The sequence below is a fragment of the Pseudomonas sp. MPB03 genome, assembly GCF_046605385.1.
In the GTDB taxonomy this organism is placed as follows: Bacteria; Pseudomonadota; Gammaproteobacteria; order Pseudomonadales; family Pseudomonadaceae; genus Aquipseudomonas; species Aquipseudomonas zanjanensis.
Genome location: NZ_CP176770.1, coordinates 2,859,168 through 2,875,514 on the forward strand (window position 1 = coordinate 2,859,168; position 16,347 = coordinate 2,875,514).

At 60.0% G+C, this 16,347-nt stretch carries 12 protein-coding genes; 7 read left to right on the forward strand and 5 right to left on the reverse strand.

From position 1 onward, the window contains the following. Positions 1–153: 153 nt before the first annotated feature. Complete coding sequence (locus tag ACLH0I_RS12875; RefSeq protein WP_411387257.1) at positions 154–1,893, forward strand: OPT family oligopeptide transporter; 1,740 nt, start codon at positions 154–156, stop codon at positions 1,891–1,893. 30 nt (positions 1,894–1,923) lie between these two features. Here the strand turns inward: ACLH0I_RS12875 and ACLH0I_RS12880 are convergent, their stop codons facing one another. Next, positions 1,924–2,166 (reverse strand): hypothetical protein, encoded by a 243-nt coding sequence (locus ACLH0I_RS12880; protein ID WP_411387258.1) that lies wholly within the window; start codon positions 2,164–2,166, stop codon positions 1,924–1,926. Positions 2,167–2,547: 381 nt separating this feature from the next. Continuing rightward, entirely contained in the window at positions 2,548–3,450 is a 903-nt protein-coding gene (locus ACLH0I_RS12885) for a LysR substrate-binding domain-containing protein (RefSeq protein WP_411387259.1), read from the reverse strand. A gap of 157 nt (positions 3,451–3,607) precedes the next feature. Between ACLH0I_RS12885 and ACLH0I_RS12890 the strand changes: the two genes are divergently transcribed. Further along, positions 3,608–6,670, forward strand: coding sequence for an FAD-binding and (Fe-S)-binding domain-containing protein (locus ACLH0I_RS12890; RefSeq protein WP_411387260.1), 3,063 nt, complete (start codon positions 3,608–3,610; stop codon positions 6,668–6,670). Between the two features lie 164 nt (positions 6,671–6,834). On the opposite strand, the gene ACLH0I_RS12895 is transcribed toward ACLH0I_RS12890, so the two are convergent. Further along, positions 6,835–7,647 (reverse strand): molybdenum cofactor biosynthesis F family protein, encoded by an 813-nt coding sequence (locus ACLH0I_RS12895; RefSeq protein ID WP_122568348.1) that lies wholly within the window; start codon positions 7,645–7,647, stop codon positions 6,835–6,837. Between the two features lie 125 nt (positions 7,648–7,772). Next, entirely contained in the window at positions 7,773–8,738 is a 966-nt protein-coding gene (feaR, locus tag ACLH0I_RS12900; protein WP_122568349.1) for a transcriptional regulator FeaR, read from the reverse strand. Positions 8,739–8,964: 226 nt separating this feature from the next. Here feaR and ACLH0I_RS12905 point away from each other — a divergent pair, with 226 nt between their 5' ends. From ACLH0I_RS12905 to leuD, 5 genes are all read left to right on the forward strand, one after another. Then, positions 8,965–10,404, forward strand: coding sequence for an APC family permease (locus ACLH0I_RS12905; RefSeq protein ID WP_240998518.1), 1,440 nt, complete (start codon positions 8,965–8,967; stop codon positions 10,402–10,404). Between the two features lie 48 nt (positions 10,405–10,452). After that, entirely contained in the window at positions 10,453–11,754 is a 1,302-nt protein-coding gene (locus ACLH0I_RS12910) for an NAD(P)/FAD-dependent oxidoreductase (RefSeq protein ID WP_411387261.1), read from the forward strand. Between the two features lie 78 nt (positions 11,755–11,832). Beyond that, positions 11,833–13,149, forward strand: coding sequence for a hypothetical protein (locus tag ACLH0I_RS12915; RefSeq protein ID WP_354336563.1), 1,317 nt, complete (start codon positions 11,833–11,835; stop codon positions 13,147–13,149). A gap of 158 nt (positions 13,150–13,307) precedes the next feature. Beyond that, the gene (gene leuC, locus ACLH0I_RS12920; RefSeq protein WP_122568352.1) at positions 13,308–14,729 is read left to right on the forward strand and encodes a 3-isopropylmalate dehydratase large subunit; all 1,422 of its coding nucleotides are present in this window, start codon (positions 13,308–13,310) and stop codon (positions 14,727–14,729) included. Positions 14,730–14,732: 3 nt separating this feature from the next. Beyond that, a complete protein-coding gene (gene leuD / locus ACLH0I_RS12925; protein ID WP_122568353.1) occupies positions 14,733–15,341 on the forward strand; it encodes a 3-isopropylmalate dehydratase small subunit in 609 nt (202 codons plus the stop codon). 36 nt (positions 15,342–15,377) lie between these two features. Here leuD and ACLH0I_RS12930 read toward each other — a convergent pair whose 3' ends face one another. Beyond that, positions 15,378–16,304, reverse strand: a complete 927-nt coding sequence (locus ACLH0I_RS12930; protein ID WP_250961442.1) for a LysR substrate-binding domain-containing protein — start codon at positions 16,302–16,304, stop codon at positions 15,378–15,380. Between the last annotated feature and the right edge of the window lie 43 nt (positions 16,305–16,347).

Genomic DNA, 16,347 nt, shown 5'->3' on the forward strand with positions numbered 1-16,347 from the left:
GGCTGCGCAGCGGCCCTTTTTTGTGAGCGCTTCGCACTCAAGCGGGAGCAAGCTCCCTCGCCACAGGTTCATCGTTTTCCCTAAGTAAAACCGCATCAATCAGGGGATCAGCCTGAATCTGGTGGCTGCCCCCAGTGCCGACAAGGACTTCGCATGCACTCAACCTCATCCACCTTTCCCTTGAACGCCGTCGTCGAACGCGAGCTCAGCCTGCGTGCGGTCAGTACGGGGATTGTCCTCGGTATTCTGCTGACACCGTCCAATGTCTACGCCGGGTTGAAGATCGGTTGGTCGTTCAACATGTCGATCATTGCCTTGCTGATCGGCTATGGCATCTGGCAGGGCTTGGCCAGTCGATCGGTGGGGCGGTTGCCCTGGACGCTGCACGAAAGCAACATCAACCAGACCGTGGCTTCTGCCGCCGCGTCGATCATTTCCGGTGGGTTGGTGGCGCCCATCCCGGCCTACACCTTGCTGACGGGCCAGCAGTTGGAGGCTATTCCCATGGTGGCCTGGGTCTTTTCGGTGAGTTTCCTGGGGATCTGGATTGCCTGGTACCTGCGTCCCTCGCTGCTCAATGACAAGGCCTTGAAATTTCCCGAAGGCATGGCGACCCTGGAAACGTTGCTGCACATCTACAATCACGGCCACGAAGCCGCAACGCGTTTGAAAGTGCTGCTCAGCGCCGCGATGCTGTCCGGGCTGGTCAAGGCGGTCGATACGTTCTTGTGGGCTATCCCGCGCTGGTCCCCGACCGCTCAACTGGAACGCCTGACGTTCACCGCGGACCCTTCGCTACTGTTGGTGGGGTTTGGCGGGATCATCGGTATCCGCGTGGGCCTGACCCTGCTGATCGGCGCCTTGCTGGCGTGGGGCGGGTTGGCGCCGTGGTTGCTGGAGCAAGGCCTGGTGCAGTTGCCGAGCGGTAGCAGCGGCCCGCAATTCGCGGCGCTGGTGGAGTGGTTGTTATGGCCGGGAGTGAGCCTGATGGTCTGCTCGACCCTGGCCTCACTGGCGATTCGCTTGTGGGCATTGCACCGCTCGACCAAGGCGGGCGGCGGGGCGATCTGGACGATCCCCAAGCCTGGGCCGGCGGCCGGTTTCGCCCTGTCGATCATCCTGGTGGTCAGCCTGCAGGTGCTGTTGTTCGGCATCAACCCGTGGATGGCCTTGCTGACCATTCCCTTGGCGATCTGCCTGGCGGCGGTGGCGGCCCGGGTGGTCGGCGCCACGGGCATTCCGCCGATCGGGGCCATTGGGCAGTTGTCCCAGTTGAGCTTTGGCATCGTCGCCCCGGGCCAGGTGCCGATCAACCTGATGAGCGCCAACACCGCCGGTGGTTCGGCCGGGCAGTGCACCGATTTGATGAACGACTTCAAGGTCGGCCGGGCGATTGGCGCCACGCCGCGCAAGCAGGTGATCGCCCAGATCCTGGGGATTTTCATCGGCAGCATCGTCGGCGTGTTGGCCTACCTGGCGCTGATCCCGGACCCACAGACCATGCTGCTCACCGAAGAGTGGCCGGCCCCGGCGGTCGCCACCTGGAAGGCCGTGGCGCAGACCCTGACCCTGGGCCTGGATTCATTGTCAGCGAGCATTCGCTGGGCGATTTTCATCGGCGGCCTGGTCGGTTTGTCGTTGGGGATTCTCGATAGCCTGTTGCCGGCGCATCGGGCCCGCTACCTGCCAAGCACGGCGGCCCTGGGCCTGGCCTTCGTCCTGCCGGCCTCGGTGTCCTTGATGATGGCCCTCGGTGCGGTGCTGACGTGGCTGGTGAGCTGTCGCTGGCCGAGCCTCACCGAACGCTTCGCCATCACCGCGGCGGCGGGGTTGATTGCCGGGGAAAGCATTACCGGGGTGGGGGCGTCGTTGTGGCAGATGCTTGGGGCCTGATGAGGGTTGTCGGCGAGAAAAATCGTAATGCTAAGGCTGGCCCAGGCTCTTGGTGGTGACAACTTTGTCGTAACCTTCTACTGGCCGTGCCCCATCGGCCACCCATGTACGTTCTTTGCGACACTTGAACTTCACCCCTTTGCGCGGCGCCATGACTCTGGCCATCTCCATGCACATTGCCTTGGAAGCAAAGGTTGGCCCTGGTTGTCGTTCATCGACACAGCCTTCGTAGCCACTGCAGATCGTCATCACAACAAAATAGACAGTCATCATCTCGGTGTTGCTCCATTGCGTGATGCGAGTGATTACATCCTGTAGCCCAGGTCGGCGGCCCAAACGTTTAGCGGTGATTGCCTGCGGATGATGAGCTTCGGTTCAAGTCCCCAGCAATGGCACATCAGTACCGCGCGTCGGGAATTTGTCGCTGTATTAATAAATTTTTAATTGGTTGGGTTTTGTGCCAATAAGTTGGCGTCATCCGGGGTGGGAAGGGTAGGCGGGAGAGGCATGTCGGCGGTCAGGCCGTCTTCGCGAGCAGGCTCGCTCCCACAGTTGGATTGGGGTTATGGCCGGAGAGATAGGTCGGCTGTCAGGCCGCTATCGCGAGCAAGCTCGCTCCCACAGGGGATCAGCCTGAACCCTGAAGGGCTGAACTCAGTTATCGGGAAACGGCAACGAGAGCAGCCAGGCACTGAAGGCCTTCAAGGCCGGCAAGTGCTGGTATCGGGTCGCGTAGACCAGGTAATAGCTGCGCCCACTTTCCATCGGTTCGAACAACGCAACCAGGTCGCCGCTTTTCAGTTCATCCTGCACCAGGATTTGCGGAACCAGCCCAATCCCGATCCCCGCCGCCACGGCCTGGATAAGGTGGGCGGTGAGTTCGAAGCTCGGGCCGGAGCGCATGGTGCGGTGATCGACGTTGTGCTGGTCAAACCAATCCGACCAGACACCGGGCCTCGATACGACGTTCAACAAGGCATGCTCGGCAACATTGGCCGGCGACATGGCCCGGTACTCGGGCAATGCGGTCGGGCTGGCAATCACCACCAGCTTTTCCCTGAGCAACTGATGTGAAACGTAGCCGGGCCACTCTCCCGAACCTGCGCAGATGATTGCGTTCATGTCGTGGGTGGAGGATTGGACGTCCTCGCGGAGGATCCGCGAATGTATGTGCACCAGCAGGTCCGGGTGCTTGGCATAGAACTCATGCATCCGCGGCAGCAGCCATTTGGAACCGAGGGTCGGCAGGACGGCCAGGTTCAAGGGGCCGCTGTCGTTCTTGTACGAGATGGCCTGCAACGTTGCGCTTCGAATCCGTCCCAGCGCGGCCGCCAGTTCGTGCTGATACAGCGCGCCAGCGGCGGTCAATTCAATCTTTCGGCCTTCGCGGCGGAAGAGTTCGATTTCAAGTTGCGCCTCCAGGGTTTGTACCTGCCGGCTGACGGCACTTTGGGTCAATGCCAGTTCTTCCGCTGCCTTGGTGAAACTGCAGTGGCGCGCGGCGGCTTCAAAGGCAACCAGCAGCGACATCGAAGGCGTCAGGCGTCTAGGGTTCATTCATAAAGCTCATGCAAAGCCAGCAGGAATTACGTTTGCTCCAACCGTACAGGAAGGCAAGAATCATGAAAACCTTGTACGGCTGCTCGATGCGTCTCGTGCCGAGCATACGTAATGTGAATGCATAGATTAGCTTTTCAGCCTGTAGGAATACATCATGATTGCCCGGTTATCGCCTCCTGATCCCCAGAAAGCGACCTATGACGCTTTTCTAAACGCGCTCCAAGGGGCGGGGTTTCAAGGCGAGATTGCCCGCGACCATGGCGACCGGACGGTATTGGCCACCGACAATTCCATCTACCAGCGCCTGCCTCAAGCGGCGGTGTTTCCCCTGGATGAACAGGACGTGATGATCCTGTCACGCTTGGTCGCCGACCCCGCGCACCGTGCGGTCGTGCTCACGCCACGTGGTGGAGGCACCGGCACCAACGGCCAATCGCTCACCGACGGCGTGGTGGTCGACCTTTCCCGCCACCTGAACAACATCCTGGAGATCAACGTCGAGGAGCGCTGGGCCAGGGTACAGAGTGGCGTGGTCAAGGATCAGTTGAACGCAGCGCTCAAGCCCTACGGTTTGTTTTTTGCCCCCGAACTCTCGACGTCGAATCGCGCCACCATCGGCGGCATGATCAACACGGACGCGAGTGGCCAGGGGAGCTGCACCTACGGCAAGACGCGCGATCATGTGCTTGAGCTTTCGACGGTATTGCTGGGCGGTGAGCGTCTCACCAGCTCAGCGGTCGACGCGGCGCTGTTGCCGGCGCTGCTCAACCGCGAGGATCGGGTGGGCGAGGTCTACACGTGCGCGGTGGACATCGCCGATACTCACGCCGAGCTGATCAGGGACACCTTTCCGACACTCAACCGCTGCCTGACCGGTTATGACTTGGCCCATCTGCGCGAACCCAATGGGCGTTTCAATCTGAACAGCGTTCTTTGCGGCTCTGAAGGGTCCTTGGGCTTCATCGTCGAGGCCAAGCTGAACGTCCTGCCCATCCCGAAATATTCCATCCTGGTGAACGTGCGTTACGCCGGGTTCATGGACGCCCTGCGTGATGCCAAGGCGTTGATGACCATGAAACCGCTGTCGATCGAGACGGTGGATTCAAAGGTACTGATGCTGGCGATGAAGGACATTGTCTGGCACGGCGTCGCCGAGTATTTCCCTGAAGACCCCGATACGCCGACGCTGGGGATCAACCTCATTGAGTTCAGCGGGGATGACGAAGCGGCGGTTCAGCAGCAAGTTCATGAGTTCGTCCTGCACCTGCAACGCGATACGTCCGTTGTCCGCTTGGGTCACACCTTGGCGATTGGCGCCGATGCGCTCAAGCGTGTCTATGCGATGCGCAAGCGTGCCGTGGGCTTGTTGGGTAACGTCAAGGGCGAGGCCAGGCCCCAGCCCTTTGTCGAAGACACCGCGGTTCCGCCTGAAAACCTGGCGGACTTCATCCAGGCGTTCCGCGCGCTGCTCGATAGCCATGACTTGCAGTACGGCATGTTCGGTCACGTCGACGCCGGCGTCCTGCATGTGCGCCCGATCCTCGACATGAAGGATCCCGCCCAGGCCGCCTTGATCCGGCCGATTTCCGATGCGGTCGCGGCCTTGACGCAACAGTATGGCGGGCTGTTGTGGGGCGAACACGGCAAGGGCTTGAGGTCGCAATACGTGCCCGATTACTTCGGCGATTTGTACCCGGCGCTGCAAGCGCTGAAGGCGGCTTTCGATCCCTTCAACCAACTCAACCCAGGCAAGATCGCCACCCCGGACACGGTTCCAGACGCTCGACTGACCCGCGTCGACGAAGTGGAGCTGCGCGGTGCCCTGGACCGCACCATTGATGAACGTGTCTGGCAAAGCTATGACACGGCGGTGCATTGCAATGGCAATGGCGCGTGCTACAACTTCGATCCGGATGACGCCATGTGCCCGTCCTGGAAAGCCACACGCAATCGCATTCACTCGCCCAAGGGGCGCGCCTCGCTGATCCGGGAATGGCTGAGGTTGCAGGGCGAGCAGGGTGTCGATGTGCTGGCGGCCAGCGATCGGGTTCGAGGGGCTGGCAGGAACCAGGGTGTTGCGCGTCGGGCCGTGAACAGCCTGGCCCGGAAGATGGGCCAGGCGGATTTTTCCCATGAAGTCTACGAAGCGATGACCGGTTGCCTGGCCTGCAAATCCTGCGCGGGCCAATGCCCTGTCAAAGTGAATGTGCCGGAGTTCCGCTCGCGTTTCCTTGAGCTTTATCACAGCCGCTACCTGCGTCCTCTCAAGGACTACCTGATTGGCTCATTGGAATACACGGTGCCGTATCTCGCCAAAATGCCGCGCCTGTACAACTTCGTGATGAGTGCCCGGCCGATCCGCTGGGGGCTCGAACGAGTAGCCGGGATGGTCGATAGCCCGCTGCTCAGTTTGGTGGATTTTGCCGCCGTGTGCCGGCGCTGGAACGTGGAGGTGGCAACCCCTGCACGCCTGGAAACGCTTAGCGCTGAGCAGCGGGAAAAAAGCGTCATCCTCGTTCAGGACGCGTTTACCCGTTTTTTTGAAACGCCATTGCTTGTTGACTGGGTGGATCTGATTTCGAGACTGGGCTACAAGGTTTTCCTGGCCCCGTACGCGCCCAATGGCAAACCGCTTCAGGTCCAGGGTTTCCTGAAGGCGTTTGAGAAGGCTGCCAGCTTCAATGGCCAGTCCTTGCTCAGCCTTCAGCAGTACGGGATTCCATTGGTGGGACTCGACCCGGCGATGACCCTGGTCTATCGACAGGAGTACGCCAAGACCCTGGAAACCGGTAACGCTCCCCAGGTGATGCTTGCGCAGGAGTGGTTGATTGATGCGCTGCCGGAACATGCAGTTGTGGAGGCGAGCGAGCCTTATCACTTTCTGCCGCATTGTACGGAGAAAACCAACGAGCCGGGCAGCATCGGGCAATGGCAGAAGATTTTCCAACGCGTGGGCCTGACGCTTCAAGTGCAAGCCAGCGGCTGTTGCGGGATGTCGGGCACCTATGGGCATGAAACGCGAAATGCTGGAACGTCTGACACGATCTATGGACAGTCCTGGAAGCCGCTCCTGCAGAAATTCAATCAGTCGGGCAGGGTGATTGCCGATGGGTATTCCTGCCGCAGCCAGGTGAAGCGGCAAGAGGGTGTGGCGGTGCTTCATCCATTGCAGGTGCTGTTGGCGCGACTGAAAGCGGTGTCACTCGAACGCGGATAGGTGCGAGTGACAAACCCGTGGCGAGGGAGCTTGCTCCCGCTGGGCTCTGTAGGAGCTGGCGAAGCCTGCGATCTTTTGATCTTTTGATCTTTCGCTTGAAATTCAAGTGTCAGGGGGAAGATCGCAGCCTCGCTTCGCTCGACAGCTCCTACACATTCGTACGTTCAAAATGAAGCAGGGTACGCCGTCTCGTTCAGTACCGTCGCCTTCGAACCAAAGGTCAGGTGGATCAGCTTTCCGGGCTTTGGGTCCCAGCAAAAGAAGCGTCCGATGGAACGCATTTGCGCGAGATCCACGACGATGACCGATTCCACGGGCATGATCGTTTCGGTCCAGAACAACACGTAGAGGTCATCGGCAACGTCGAAATAAGCGCAACGCTCGACATCGGCCATGCCTTTTTCCGCGCCGTTCACGCAGTGCCAGGCCATGGTTTGCGCGCCGAAATAGACGTGCTCATACCAATCGTCCGCGCTGTAGCGGTACAGCACGCGCTTACCGACCAGGCTGGATGCCTGGAGAATGGGCGAACCACCGGGCTTGCCATCGACCACGGCGGTGACGAAGTCGGTACGGGTGCGTTTTTCACTCCCACGATTGTAGAAGGCGGAGACCGCCGCCAGCACGTCGCCGGTCTCGTATTTCCACACCAGCGTGGCCGACTCCTGGTGTTCGGGTTTCAGGAATTCGACGAAGAAAATGCCGGGCCGTACTTCCACCGCTTCGTAGGTTTCCGTTTCGGATGCGCCGGTGCCTTCGCCCTCGAGGATGGTCCAGGTCAACGTCGTGTCATCGACAAAGTGATGCTCGATCAGCCAGCCGTTTTCGAAGCGAAGGTTGGCTTTTTTTCCAGCCAGGAATGGGCTCGGTGGGTATTTGTATTCATTGAAACCATCGGCCATTTCTTCCAGGGTTGGCCAGTGTTCTTCTGGCACGAAAGGCTGGTTCTTCAATGCTTGTTCAATTTGATAGCTCACAACGCTTCCTCGATTTCACGGCCGGTGCCGATTGAGGTTTCATGCTAGGAGCGGGGGGCTATCAATGTCTTGGCGCAGGGTGCCATCGCTTGTGCTGGAGTGACACATTGCCGACAACGCCGAGATCACCTGTATTCGTCTGAATGCTGATAGCGATAGTCGCGAGGAGAAATGCCGAATCGCGCCTTGAACGCCTTGGAAAAATGGCTGACGTCGTTGAAACCCCAGGCGTAGGCAATGGCGGTGATTTTTTCCTGAGGGGCAGCCTGACGGATGGCCTCGGCGCAGTGTTGCAGCCGCTGTTCCAGGATGTAGCGTCCCATGGTGGTGTGCTGTTGGGCGAACAACCGGTGCAGGTTCCTGACCGACGTGCCGATGGCTTCGGCCAGGCGCTCGGGAGACAGTTCGCTGTCGCGCAGATGCCGTTCGATCAGGACTTTTGCCTTGACGAGTTTCTGTGCCTGGCCACTGGAATGCTCACCGTCGTGCGCGGCGCTGACACCGGGCCGCAACAGCATCAGCAAGGCGTCGAACAACGCTGCGGTTTCTTCCGGTTGAAGGCTGGCGGCGTCGAACAAGCGCTGGGTCATCAGGCCGGCCATGCTGCCAAGGGCGCTGTTGGCAGCCAAGGGCCGATTGAACAGCAATTGCCGCTGTCCCAGGCGTTGCCGCAGCGCCTGACGGGGAATGATCAGGGACATCTGGTCGCTCAGGCTATCGAAATAAAAATCGCAGGGCTGGGTGATGTCCAGCAGCACCAGGTCACCCTTGCCGAGCCGGGCCCTATTGTCAGCCTGGCACATCGATGCACTGCCACCCACTTGTAAGACCAGGTAGAAGAAATCCTTGTCGTCGGCGCGAATGTCGCTGTGGGCTCGGTGCAGGTGCTGACAGTTGCTGATGATGCGCGAGCCGTCCAGCGCAGGGTGGGGGCCGATCAAGTTTTTCATCGCGCCGGTGAAACTCGCCAGACCCGGTCCGGCCGGCGGTTCTGCATGAAAGGTGCCGCATTTTTCGCCAAGGTCGTGATGCCAGGCTTCGAACCCCTGGGGGCCCTGGTAGAGCGGCTCTGCTTGCCAAGCGTTATGCATCGTGACCTCGGCTGCCGGCTGAGCGCCGGTTTTGTTTTTATGGTTGGATCGACCGTCGGCAGGTTTCCGGCGATAGAAGCATTTAGTAACAGGCCTGTTGAAAAGGCAAGCATCCGCCCAGCCATGGCAGTGACAGACATGTGCACGACATTCTGAACCATGTCCTTGCCCGTACAGAGGGGCGCTTAATGGACGTGTGCTTCTTACTCGGCTGGAGTCTATTCCCGTGGATACAACGTATAACAATACCCAGGCCTCGGCTTCGCACCTGCAAAAGACCCTGCGCTGGACGGACGCATTCGCGCTGTCGATGGCGGTGTCGGGCTCGATTTTCGCCTCTTTCGGCTTTGCCCTCGGCGCACTCGGCCCGGTCGCGGCCTTGTTGCTCTGGGTCGGTTCGGCCGCCATCGGTGCCTGTCAGAACTGGATCTTTCTTGAGGTCAGCGCGATGTTTCCCGATAAACCCGGCGGCATCGCGATGATCGCGGCTGAAGGCTGGCGCAAGCGCTGTGCCTGGGTCGGCCCTTTGGCCGCGTTCGGCTACTGGTTGGGTTGGTCGGCGGTGCTTTCCATCATCGGCGTCAGCGCCGGCGCGCTGATTCAGGCCCAGTGGTTTCCCGAGCAGACCTGGAGCCTCGACACCGGCCTGGCCAACATCGGTCTGGCGCAGTTGATCGGGGCGGGCTTGATCCTGATCTTCTGGCAATTCAACCGGCGTGGCATCCATTTGGCGGCATCGATTTCCAAATACATGGGGGCGCTGTTGCTGGTGCCGATCCTGGTGCTGGCGGTCGCACCGTTATTGGCCCATGGCTGGAGCCTGGACCGGTTCCAGTCGGCCTGGCAGGCGCAAGAGGCGTTTAACTGGGGATCGTTGCGCACCGCGTTGGTCTGGCTGTTCTTGATCAGTTGGAGCGCCTACGGCACGGAGATGTGCGCGGCCTTCGGCCCTGAATACCGCAGCCAGCGGGATATGCGCCTAGCGTTGATGAGTTCAGGCGGTTACACCGTGTTGGTGTTTGCCGCGGTGGCCTTCGGCTTGGGTGGCTTGGTGGATCCGCAAGCGGCCCTGGAAAACCCCAGCGGTTTCTACATCGGCGCTTTTAACGCCGTGCTGGGCTCGGGCTGGAGCAGCTTTTTTGTCGCCACGTTGTTGGTGGGGCTGTTCATGGGCCTGAATGCGGCATTGGCCGATGGCTCGCGGGCGCTGTACGGAACGGCGTTGGAAGGGCTGACCATCAAGCAATTGGGCGTGCTCAACAAGCATCAGGTGCCGGGACGTTGCATGAGTGTGGCGGTGGTGGTGAACCTGGCAATGATCTTTTTCCTGTCTTCGCCCCTGGCGATTCTGGTGACGGCCAATATCGGTTATCTGATCGCCATCTTCTTCGCCCTCTCGGGGTTTATCTGGCTGCGCAAGGACGCGCCGTTGCACCCGCGTCCGGTGCGCCTGGGGCGCGGCTGGCTGGCGGTGGCCTGGTTGTTGAGCCTGTTCACCGCCGTGGTGGTCGTGGTTGGGGCCGCCTCGGCCGAACTGGCCGGTTATGGCGGTTTGAAAGAAGTCTTGATCGCCGTGGGCATCCTCACGTGTTCGCTGCTGCTGTATGCCTATCGACGCGTCGTCCAGGACCGTGTGCCAGCCTTGCCGCCGGTATCCCAGCATTGAACTGCATCGTATTGACAATAATAAAAGCGCTGACCAAGAGGAACACCCATGTTGTCCGTTGAAACACCTACGACCTATTACACGGCTACCCGCAAATATGATTTGAAATTCGATGATCTGGAGCAGGATCTGGAAGCCGAAGTGGTGGTCATCGGAGGCGGATTCTCCGGCATCAATACCGCGCTGGAACTGGCCGAGCGCGGAGTGACGGACGTGGTCGTGCTGGAGGCCCGCTACCTGGGTTTTGGTGGCTCGGGGCGCAATGGTGGACACGTGATGGCCGGGATCGGCCATGACCTGGAGAAGATTCGCAAAAGCGTCGGGGAGGAGGGACTCAAGGCGATTTTCGAGATCAGCGATCTGGGCGCATCGATCATCCAGAGCCGCATCCAGCGTTACCAGATTGACGCGGATTTCTGCCATGGCTACGGCTACCTGGGTTTCAACAAGCGACAGGGGCGCCTGCTGCAGGTGTGGGAAAAGGAATACAAGCAGCTCAATCCGGAGCATGAGATTGCCTACCTCGAAGGCGCCGAAGTCAGGAACATCGTCGGCTCCGATGTGTACAGCTGTGCCCTCAAGCATATGGGCAACGGTCACATCCACTCGCTGAACATGCTGTTGGGGGCGGCCAAGGCCCTGGTGGGACTGGGAGGGCGCATTTATGAAAACACCCCCGTGCTTGAAGTGACTTACGGCGACACCATCACCTTGCGCACGGCGAAGGGATCGGTGCGGGCAAAAAAAATCCTCTGGTCCTGCGGCGCATTTCTCGACCGCTTGGAACCCGAGCTGCACAAGACGATGGTCAGCACCTACGCCTTTCAGTTGGTGACGGAGCCGCTGCCGACCTCGCTGATCGAGCAGATCAGCCCGATCCGTGGGGCGTTCAGTGATATTCGCCCGGTGATCGAGTACTACCGGGTGACCAATGAAAATCGTCTGCTGTTTGGTTCCGCGACGCGCCTGCTGGAGTACATCCCCAACGATTTGAAGGTATGGAACCGCCATCTGATGCTCAAGGTTTTTCCGTACCTTGAACACGTGAAAATCGACCTGGCCTGGGGTGGGCCGATGGAGTGCAGCGCCAACCTGTTCCCGCAAATCGGCACGCTGCCTGGGCGCAATAACGCTTATTTCGTCCAGGGTTACTCGGGCTTCGGCGTGACACCGAGCCACGTGGTCAGCCGTGTCATTGCCGACGGGATGACCAGCGGATCGCGGCATTGGGATGTGATGAGTGCGATCCCGCGAACTCGTATTCCTGGCAAGGACCATTGGCGAAACTTGATCTGCACACTCGGAAAAGTCAGTCACCAACTGGCGGGCTACCGCAACGGTCGCCGCTGACACCGCTTTATCCCTGACCTGACCAGCGCCGCCTGGCGGCGCCCACTGTTTCTCCTTTCTGACATCGGAGTTCGGCCTATGCACGCCTATAAAAAAACAATCGTTGTGCTTTCGCTCACCTGCGCCGCTGTTCCAGGGCTGGCACAACCGCTCTACAACAATGGGACAACAGAAGTCGATGCGCGCCTGCTGGCGTTGGCTGGTGCCTTCTACAGCCGTGAAAACTACTCGCAGTCTGGGACCCGCGGTGAGGGTTCCAGCCGCTGGCAGGAAGCGGTGCTGCAATACGGCCTTGATGCGCGCCATACCCTCGACGCCGGTTCGCAACTCTATGGCTCGTTGAACTGGGTCAGCTCCGCGACCTTTGGCGATGGCGATCCGGCGGGTTGGACCTCTGGTGACGAACGCACGACAAAAATCGAAGATGCCTACGTGGGCTGGCACTCTGGCACGCTGTTCAGCGCCTTGGGCGAGAATGGCGTGGACCTGTCGGTCGGCCGGCAAAATATTGTGATCGGCGACGGCTTTCTGGTCAGTGGCGATGCCCTGAACTTGGGCAAGGAATTTCTCGACGGCCAGGCCAATCGAGGCGGGGCTTACTACCTGACCGGTCGCAAGGCGTTCGACCGCACGGCCGTGCTGCGCTTGGGTGGCCAGCAAGGCTGGCGCGGTGACCTGATGTGGCTCAAGTCTGACAACCCGGCCCAAGCCAGTCCGGAACTGGCGGTCGGTACGCTGGAACATGTCAGTCCCCAAGGCACCCTTGGCCTGACCTACCTGAACGTCACCGACACTGACCAGACCATGGCCGACATGCTGTTTCCCGACCGTAAGGGCATGCAGCTCTATAGCGTGCGAGGGCAAGGCAATGCCGGTGTTGCCGGGTTATTCCTGGCGGGTGAATACGCCTGGGAAGACAAGGACAACGCCAGGGAGAACGCCTGGTACCTGGAGGCCGGCTGGACCTTTGCCGACCTGCCCGGCACGCCTTCGATCAACTACCGCTACAGCCGTTTCTCAGAGGGCTACGACCCGCTTTTCTATGGAAACGGCCGGGCGCTGGGCACCTGGTTCCAGGGTGAAGTCGCGGCCAACTATGCGGGGCCGTTCAACAGCAACGCGGCCGTGCAGCATCTGGGTTTGAAGGTCACCGCCGCCGATGACCTCAAGCTGGGGATGTTGCTCTACACGTTCCGTACGCTCGATACTCGCCGTGGCCAGCTTGACGCCGATGAAGCGGATATCTATGCCGAATGGGCGATCGACCCGCACTGGACCCTGATGCCACTGGTCGGTCTCTACAAGCCGAAGCAGAGTTCGGCGAGCGGCGGGACGCAAGTGGGCAATAGCCGCGCCAATCTTTATGGTCAGGTACTGGTGGCGTGGGCGTTCTAATTCAATGATGACTGCATGACGCTGGCGGAAGCTCGGTGTCTGAACACGCTGATTGTTCACGAATCGTGTTTCATACCATTACCTGAGGGCCATTGAAGGGTTTTTCATTGCGAATATTCTTTGTTCATCCGTGACCCGGCACAACAGAGCGCATCGCAATGAACAGCCCTCGTACCCTCTACCAGAAACACATCGACAGCCACACTGTCGCTACCCTGGACGATCAAGGGCATGTATTGCTCTACATCGACCGCCAGGTGGCTAACGAATACACCAGCCCTCAAGCCTTCAGCGGGCTTCGCGAGGCGAAGCGTGATGTCTGGCGCCCTCAGGCCACGCTGGCGGTCGTCGACCATGTCAACCCGACCACCCCGAGTCGTGTCGCTGCCATGCCCGACGCCGGCGGCGCCTTGCAGGTCGCATATTTCGAGGAGAACTGTCGGGACTTCGGCATCGAGCTTTTCGATGTGCTGGACAAGCGCCAGGGGATTGAACACGTGGTCGCGCCGGAGCAAGGCTTTATCCTGCCTGGCATGGTGGTGGCCGCGGGCGACAGCCATACCACGACCTATGGCGCCCTGGGTGCGTTTGGTTTTGGTATTGGCACCTCTGAAATCGAGCATTTGCTGGCGACGCAGACGTTGGTCTACAAGCGCCTGAAAACCATGCGCGTCACGGTCACCGGTACGCTGGGCATGGGCGTCACCTCGAAGGACATCATCATGGCGCTGATCGAGAAGATTGGCGCGTCAGGCGCGACCGGGTACGCCATCGAGTTCGTCGGCCCGGTCATCAGCGCATTAAGCGTCGAGGCGCGGATGACCATGTGCAACATGGCAGTGGAGGCCGGCGCCCGGGGAGCCTTCATGGCGCCCGATGGAAAGGTCTATGACTACCTCAAGTCCAAGCCGCGTGCGCCTCAAGGCGAGCACTGGGATGTCGCCGAAAAAAAGTGGCGCGAACTCTTCACCGACGAGGACGCGTTGTTCGACAGGGAAGTGCGGGTGGACGTGGATGCGTTGGAGCCGATGGTGACCTGGGGAACCAGCCCGGACCAGGCGTCGCCTGTGGGTGGCAAGGTTCCAGACCCAGCGACCGTCGCCGATCCGATCCTGCGCCAGGGCATGCAGCGCGCCTTGACCTACATGGGGCTGGAGGCCGGCATGGCGTTGAGTGACGTGCAGATCAGCCATGCCTTCATCGGCTCGTGTACCAACGCGCGCATCGAAGACTTGCGTGACGTCGCACGGGTGGTGAAGGGCAGGAAAGTCGCCTCGACAGTGCGGGCGATGATCGTCCCCGGATCAACTCTGGTGCGTGCCCAGGCTGAGGAGGAAGGCTTGGCCAGGATCTTCCTCGAGGCCGGTTTTGAATGGCGCCAGTCCGGATGCTCGATGTGTCTCGCCATGAACGATGACGTGCTTGCTCCGGGCGATCGTTGTGCGTCCAGCACCAACCGAAATTTTGAAGGTCGTCAGGGGGCGGGCGCACGCACTCACCTCATGAGCCCGGCGATGGTTGCCGCTGCAGCCATCCGTGGTCGCCTGACGGACGTACGCCTATTGGCCGAGGAGGCTTGAGCCATGCAACCTTTTGAGATCGTGACTGGAAAAGCCGCGCCTTTGCTCGCCTCCAACATCGATACCGACGTCATCATGCCCAAGCAGTTCTTGAAGGGGATCGATCGAAGTGGCTTGGATAAAGGTGTGTTTTTCGATCTGCGTTTTCTTGAGTCCGGCGAGCTCAATCCAGACTTCGTCCTCAACCAACCAGCGTGGAGCGGGGCCAGTTTCCTGGTGACCGGGCCCAACTTTGGTTGTGGTTCCAGCCGCGAGCACGCGGTATGGGGGCTCAAGCAACTGGGGATTCGTGCACTGATCGGGATAAGCTTTGCCGGTATCTTCTATGACAACTGTCAGCGTAACGGCGTGCTCGCGATAGAACTTTGCGAATCGCAGCTACAAAGACTGGCTCGCGTAGTAAACAATGGGGCCACCGCGACCATCAGCGTCGATCTGCCGAACCAGCGGATTTGGCTAAGTGAGGGGTCGGTCATCGAATTCCCCATTGATGCGCTACGCAAGCAATCGTTGTTGTCGGGGCTGGACGCTATCGGCGCGACCTTGCAGCGGGCGGCGCAGATTCGTGATTTCGAAGCGCGTCACTACACAGAAAATCCGTGGCTGAACTGAGTTCCCAAGCGCCTGCCAGCTGCGGCTGCCGGGCGCTCAAGCGAGGGCGAGGGTTCTGAAATGCTCTTCGAAGAATTCGATACAGACCCTTAGCTTGGCGGACTGGCTGACCCGCGTCGGGTAAATGGCCCAGACATCGGCGCTCTGGGAATAGTCAGGCAGCACGTGGACCAGTTGTCCACTTTCAAGCAGGGGCTTGACGTCCCACAAGGAGCGCAGAAGGATGCCTGCGCCACTCAAGGCCCAGCGCAACACAATCTCGCCACTGTTCGATGACAGCGGGCCGTTGACGCGAATGGACTCTTCAACGCCGTCTTTTGTCAGGTTCCAGATGCCAAAGGCGTTGTTACGCTCCTTGAGCACCAGGCAATCATGCCGGGCCAGATCATCCAGGGACGTCGGGATGCCACGTTTTTCCAGGTACCCGGGGGTTGCACAGAGCACCCTGCGGTTACTCACGAGTTTTTTTCCCAGCAGTTGTTGAGGGAGGTCGTAACCCACCCTGATTTCAAGATCGAAGCCTTCGTTGACGATATCGACCATGCGATCAAACACGTCCAGGCGAATCTCCAGTCGAGGGTACAACTGCGACAGCGCGGCGATCGCGGGCGCGACGTGGTTGCGGCCAAAACCGAAAGAGCTGCAAATGTGCAGGCTCCCCTGCAATTGTTGGCGCGAGTCGGTCAACTCGCTGATGAAGTCGTCCATATCCCCCAGCAGTCGCGTTGCGAAGACGCGGACACGTTCGCCGTCGTCGGTCAACGCGACACGCCGGGTCGTGCGATGCAACAGCTTCGCGCCCAACGCGGCCTCAAGGACGGAGATCCGCTTGCTGACATAGGCCGGGGAAAACCCCAAGGCCTCGGCAGCATTGCCAAAGCCATTTTTCCGGATCACGGCGAGGAATACACGGAGGTCCTCCGGCAACAGGGATTGTTCTCGAGGGTGAGGCTTGCGTCTCATGGTCTGGATTATTCCAATCATAATTGTCGGAGTCAGTTTGCGA

Excerpts from the sequence above, each read along its gene's own strand:
- ACLH0I_RS12875 (WP_411387257.1), top strand. The coding sequence starts at position 154 with ATGCACTCAACCTCATCCACCTTTCCCTTGAACGCCGTCGTCGAACGC.
- ACLH0I_RS12930 (WP_250961442.1), bottom strand. The coding sequence starts at position 16,304 with ATGAGACGCAAGCCTCACCCTCGAGAACAATCCCTGTTGCCGGAGGAC.
- ACLH0I_RS12885 (WP_411387259.1), bottom strand. The coding sequence starts at position 3,450 with ATGAACCCTAGACGCCTGACGCCTTCGATGTCGCTGCTGGTTGCCTTT.
- leuD (WP_122568353.1), top strand. The coding sequence starts at position 14,733 with ATGCAACCTTTTGAGATCGTGACTGGAAAAGCCGCGCCTTTGCTCGCC.
- ACLH0I_RS12890 (WP_411387260.1), top strand. The coding sequence starts at position 3,608 with ATGATTGCCCGGTTATCGCCTCCTGATCCCCAGAAAGCGACCTATGAC.
- ACLH0I_RS12915 (WP_354336563.1), top strand. The coding sequence starts at position 11,833 with ATGCACGCCTATAAAAAAACAATCGTTGTGCTTTCGCTCACCTGCGCC.
- ACLH0I_RS12910 (WP_411387261.1), top strand. The coding sequence starts at position 10,453 with ATGTTGTCCGTTGAAACACCTACGACCTATTACACGGCTACCCGCAAA.
- feaR (WP_122568349.1), bottom strand. The coding sequence starts at position 8,738 with ATGCATAACGCTTGGCAAGCAGAGCCGCTCTACCAGGGCCCCCAGGGG.
- leuC (WP_122568352.1), top strand. The coding sequence starts at position 13,308 with ATGAACAGCCCTCGTACCCTCTACCAGAAACACATCGACAGCCACACT.
- ACLH0I_RS12880 (WP_411387258.1), bottom strand. The coding sequence starts at position 2,166 with ATGATGACTGTCTATTTTGTTGTGATGACGATCTGCAGTGGCTACGAA.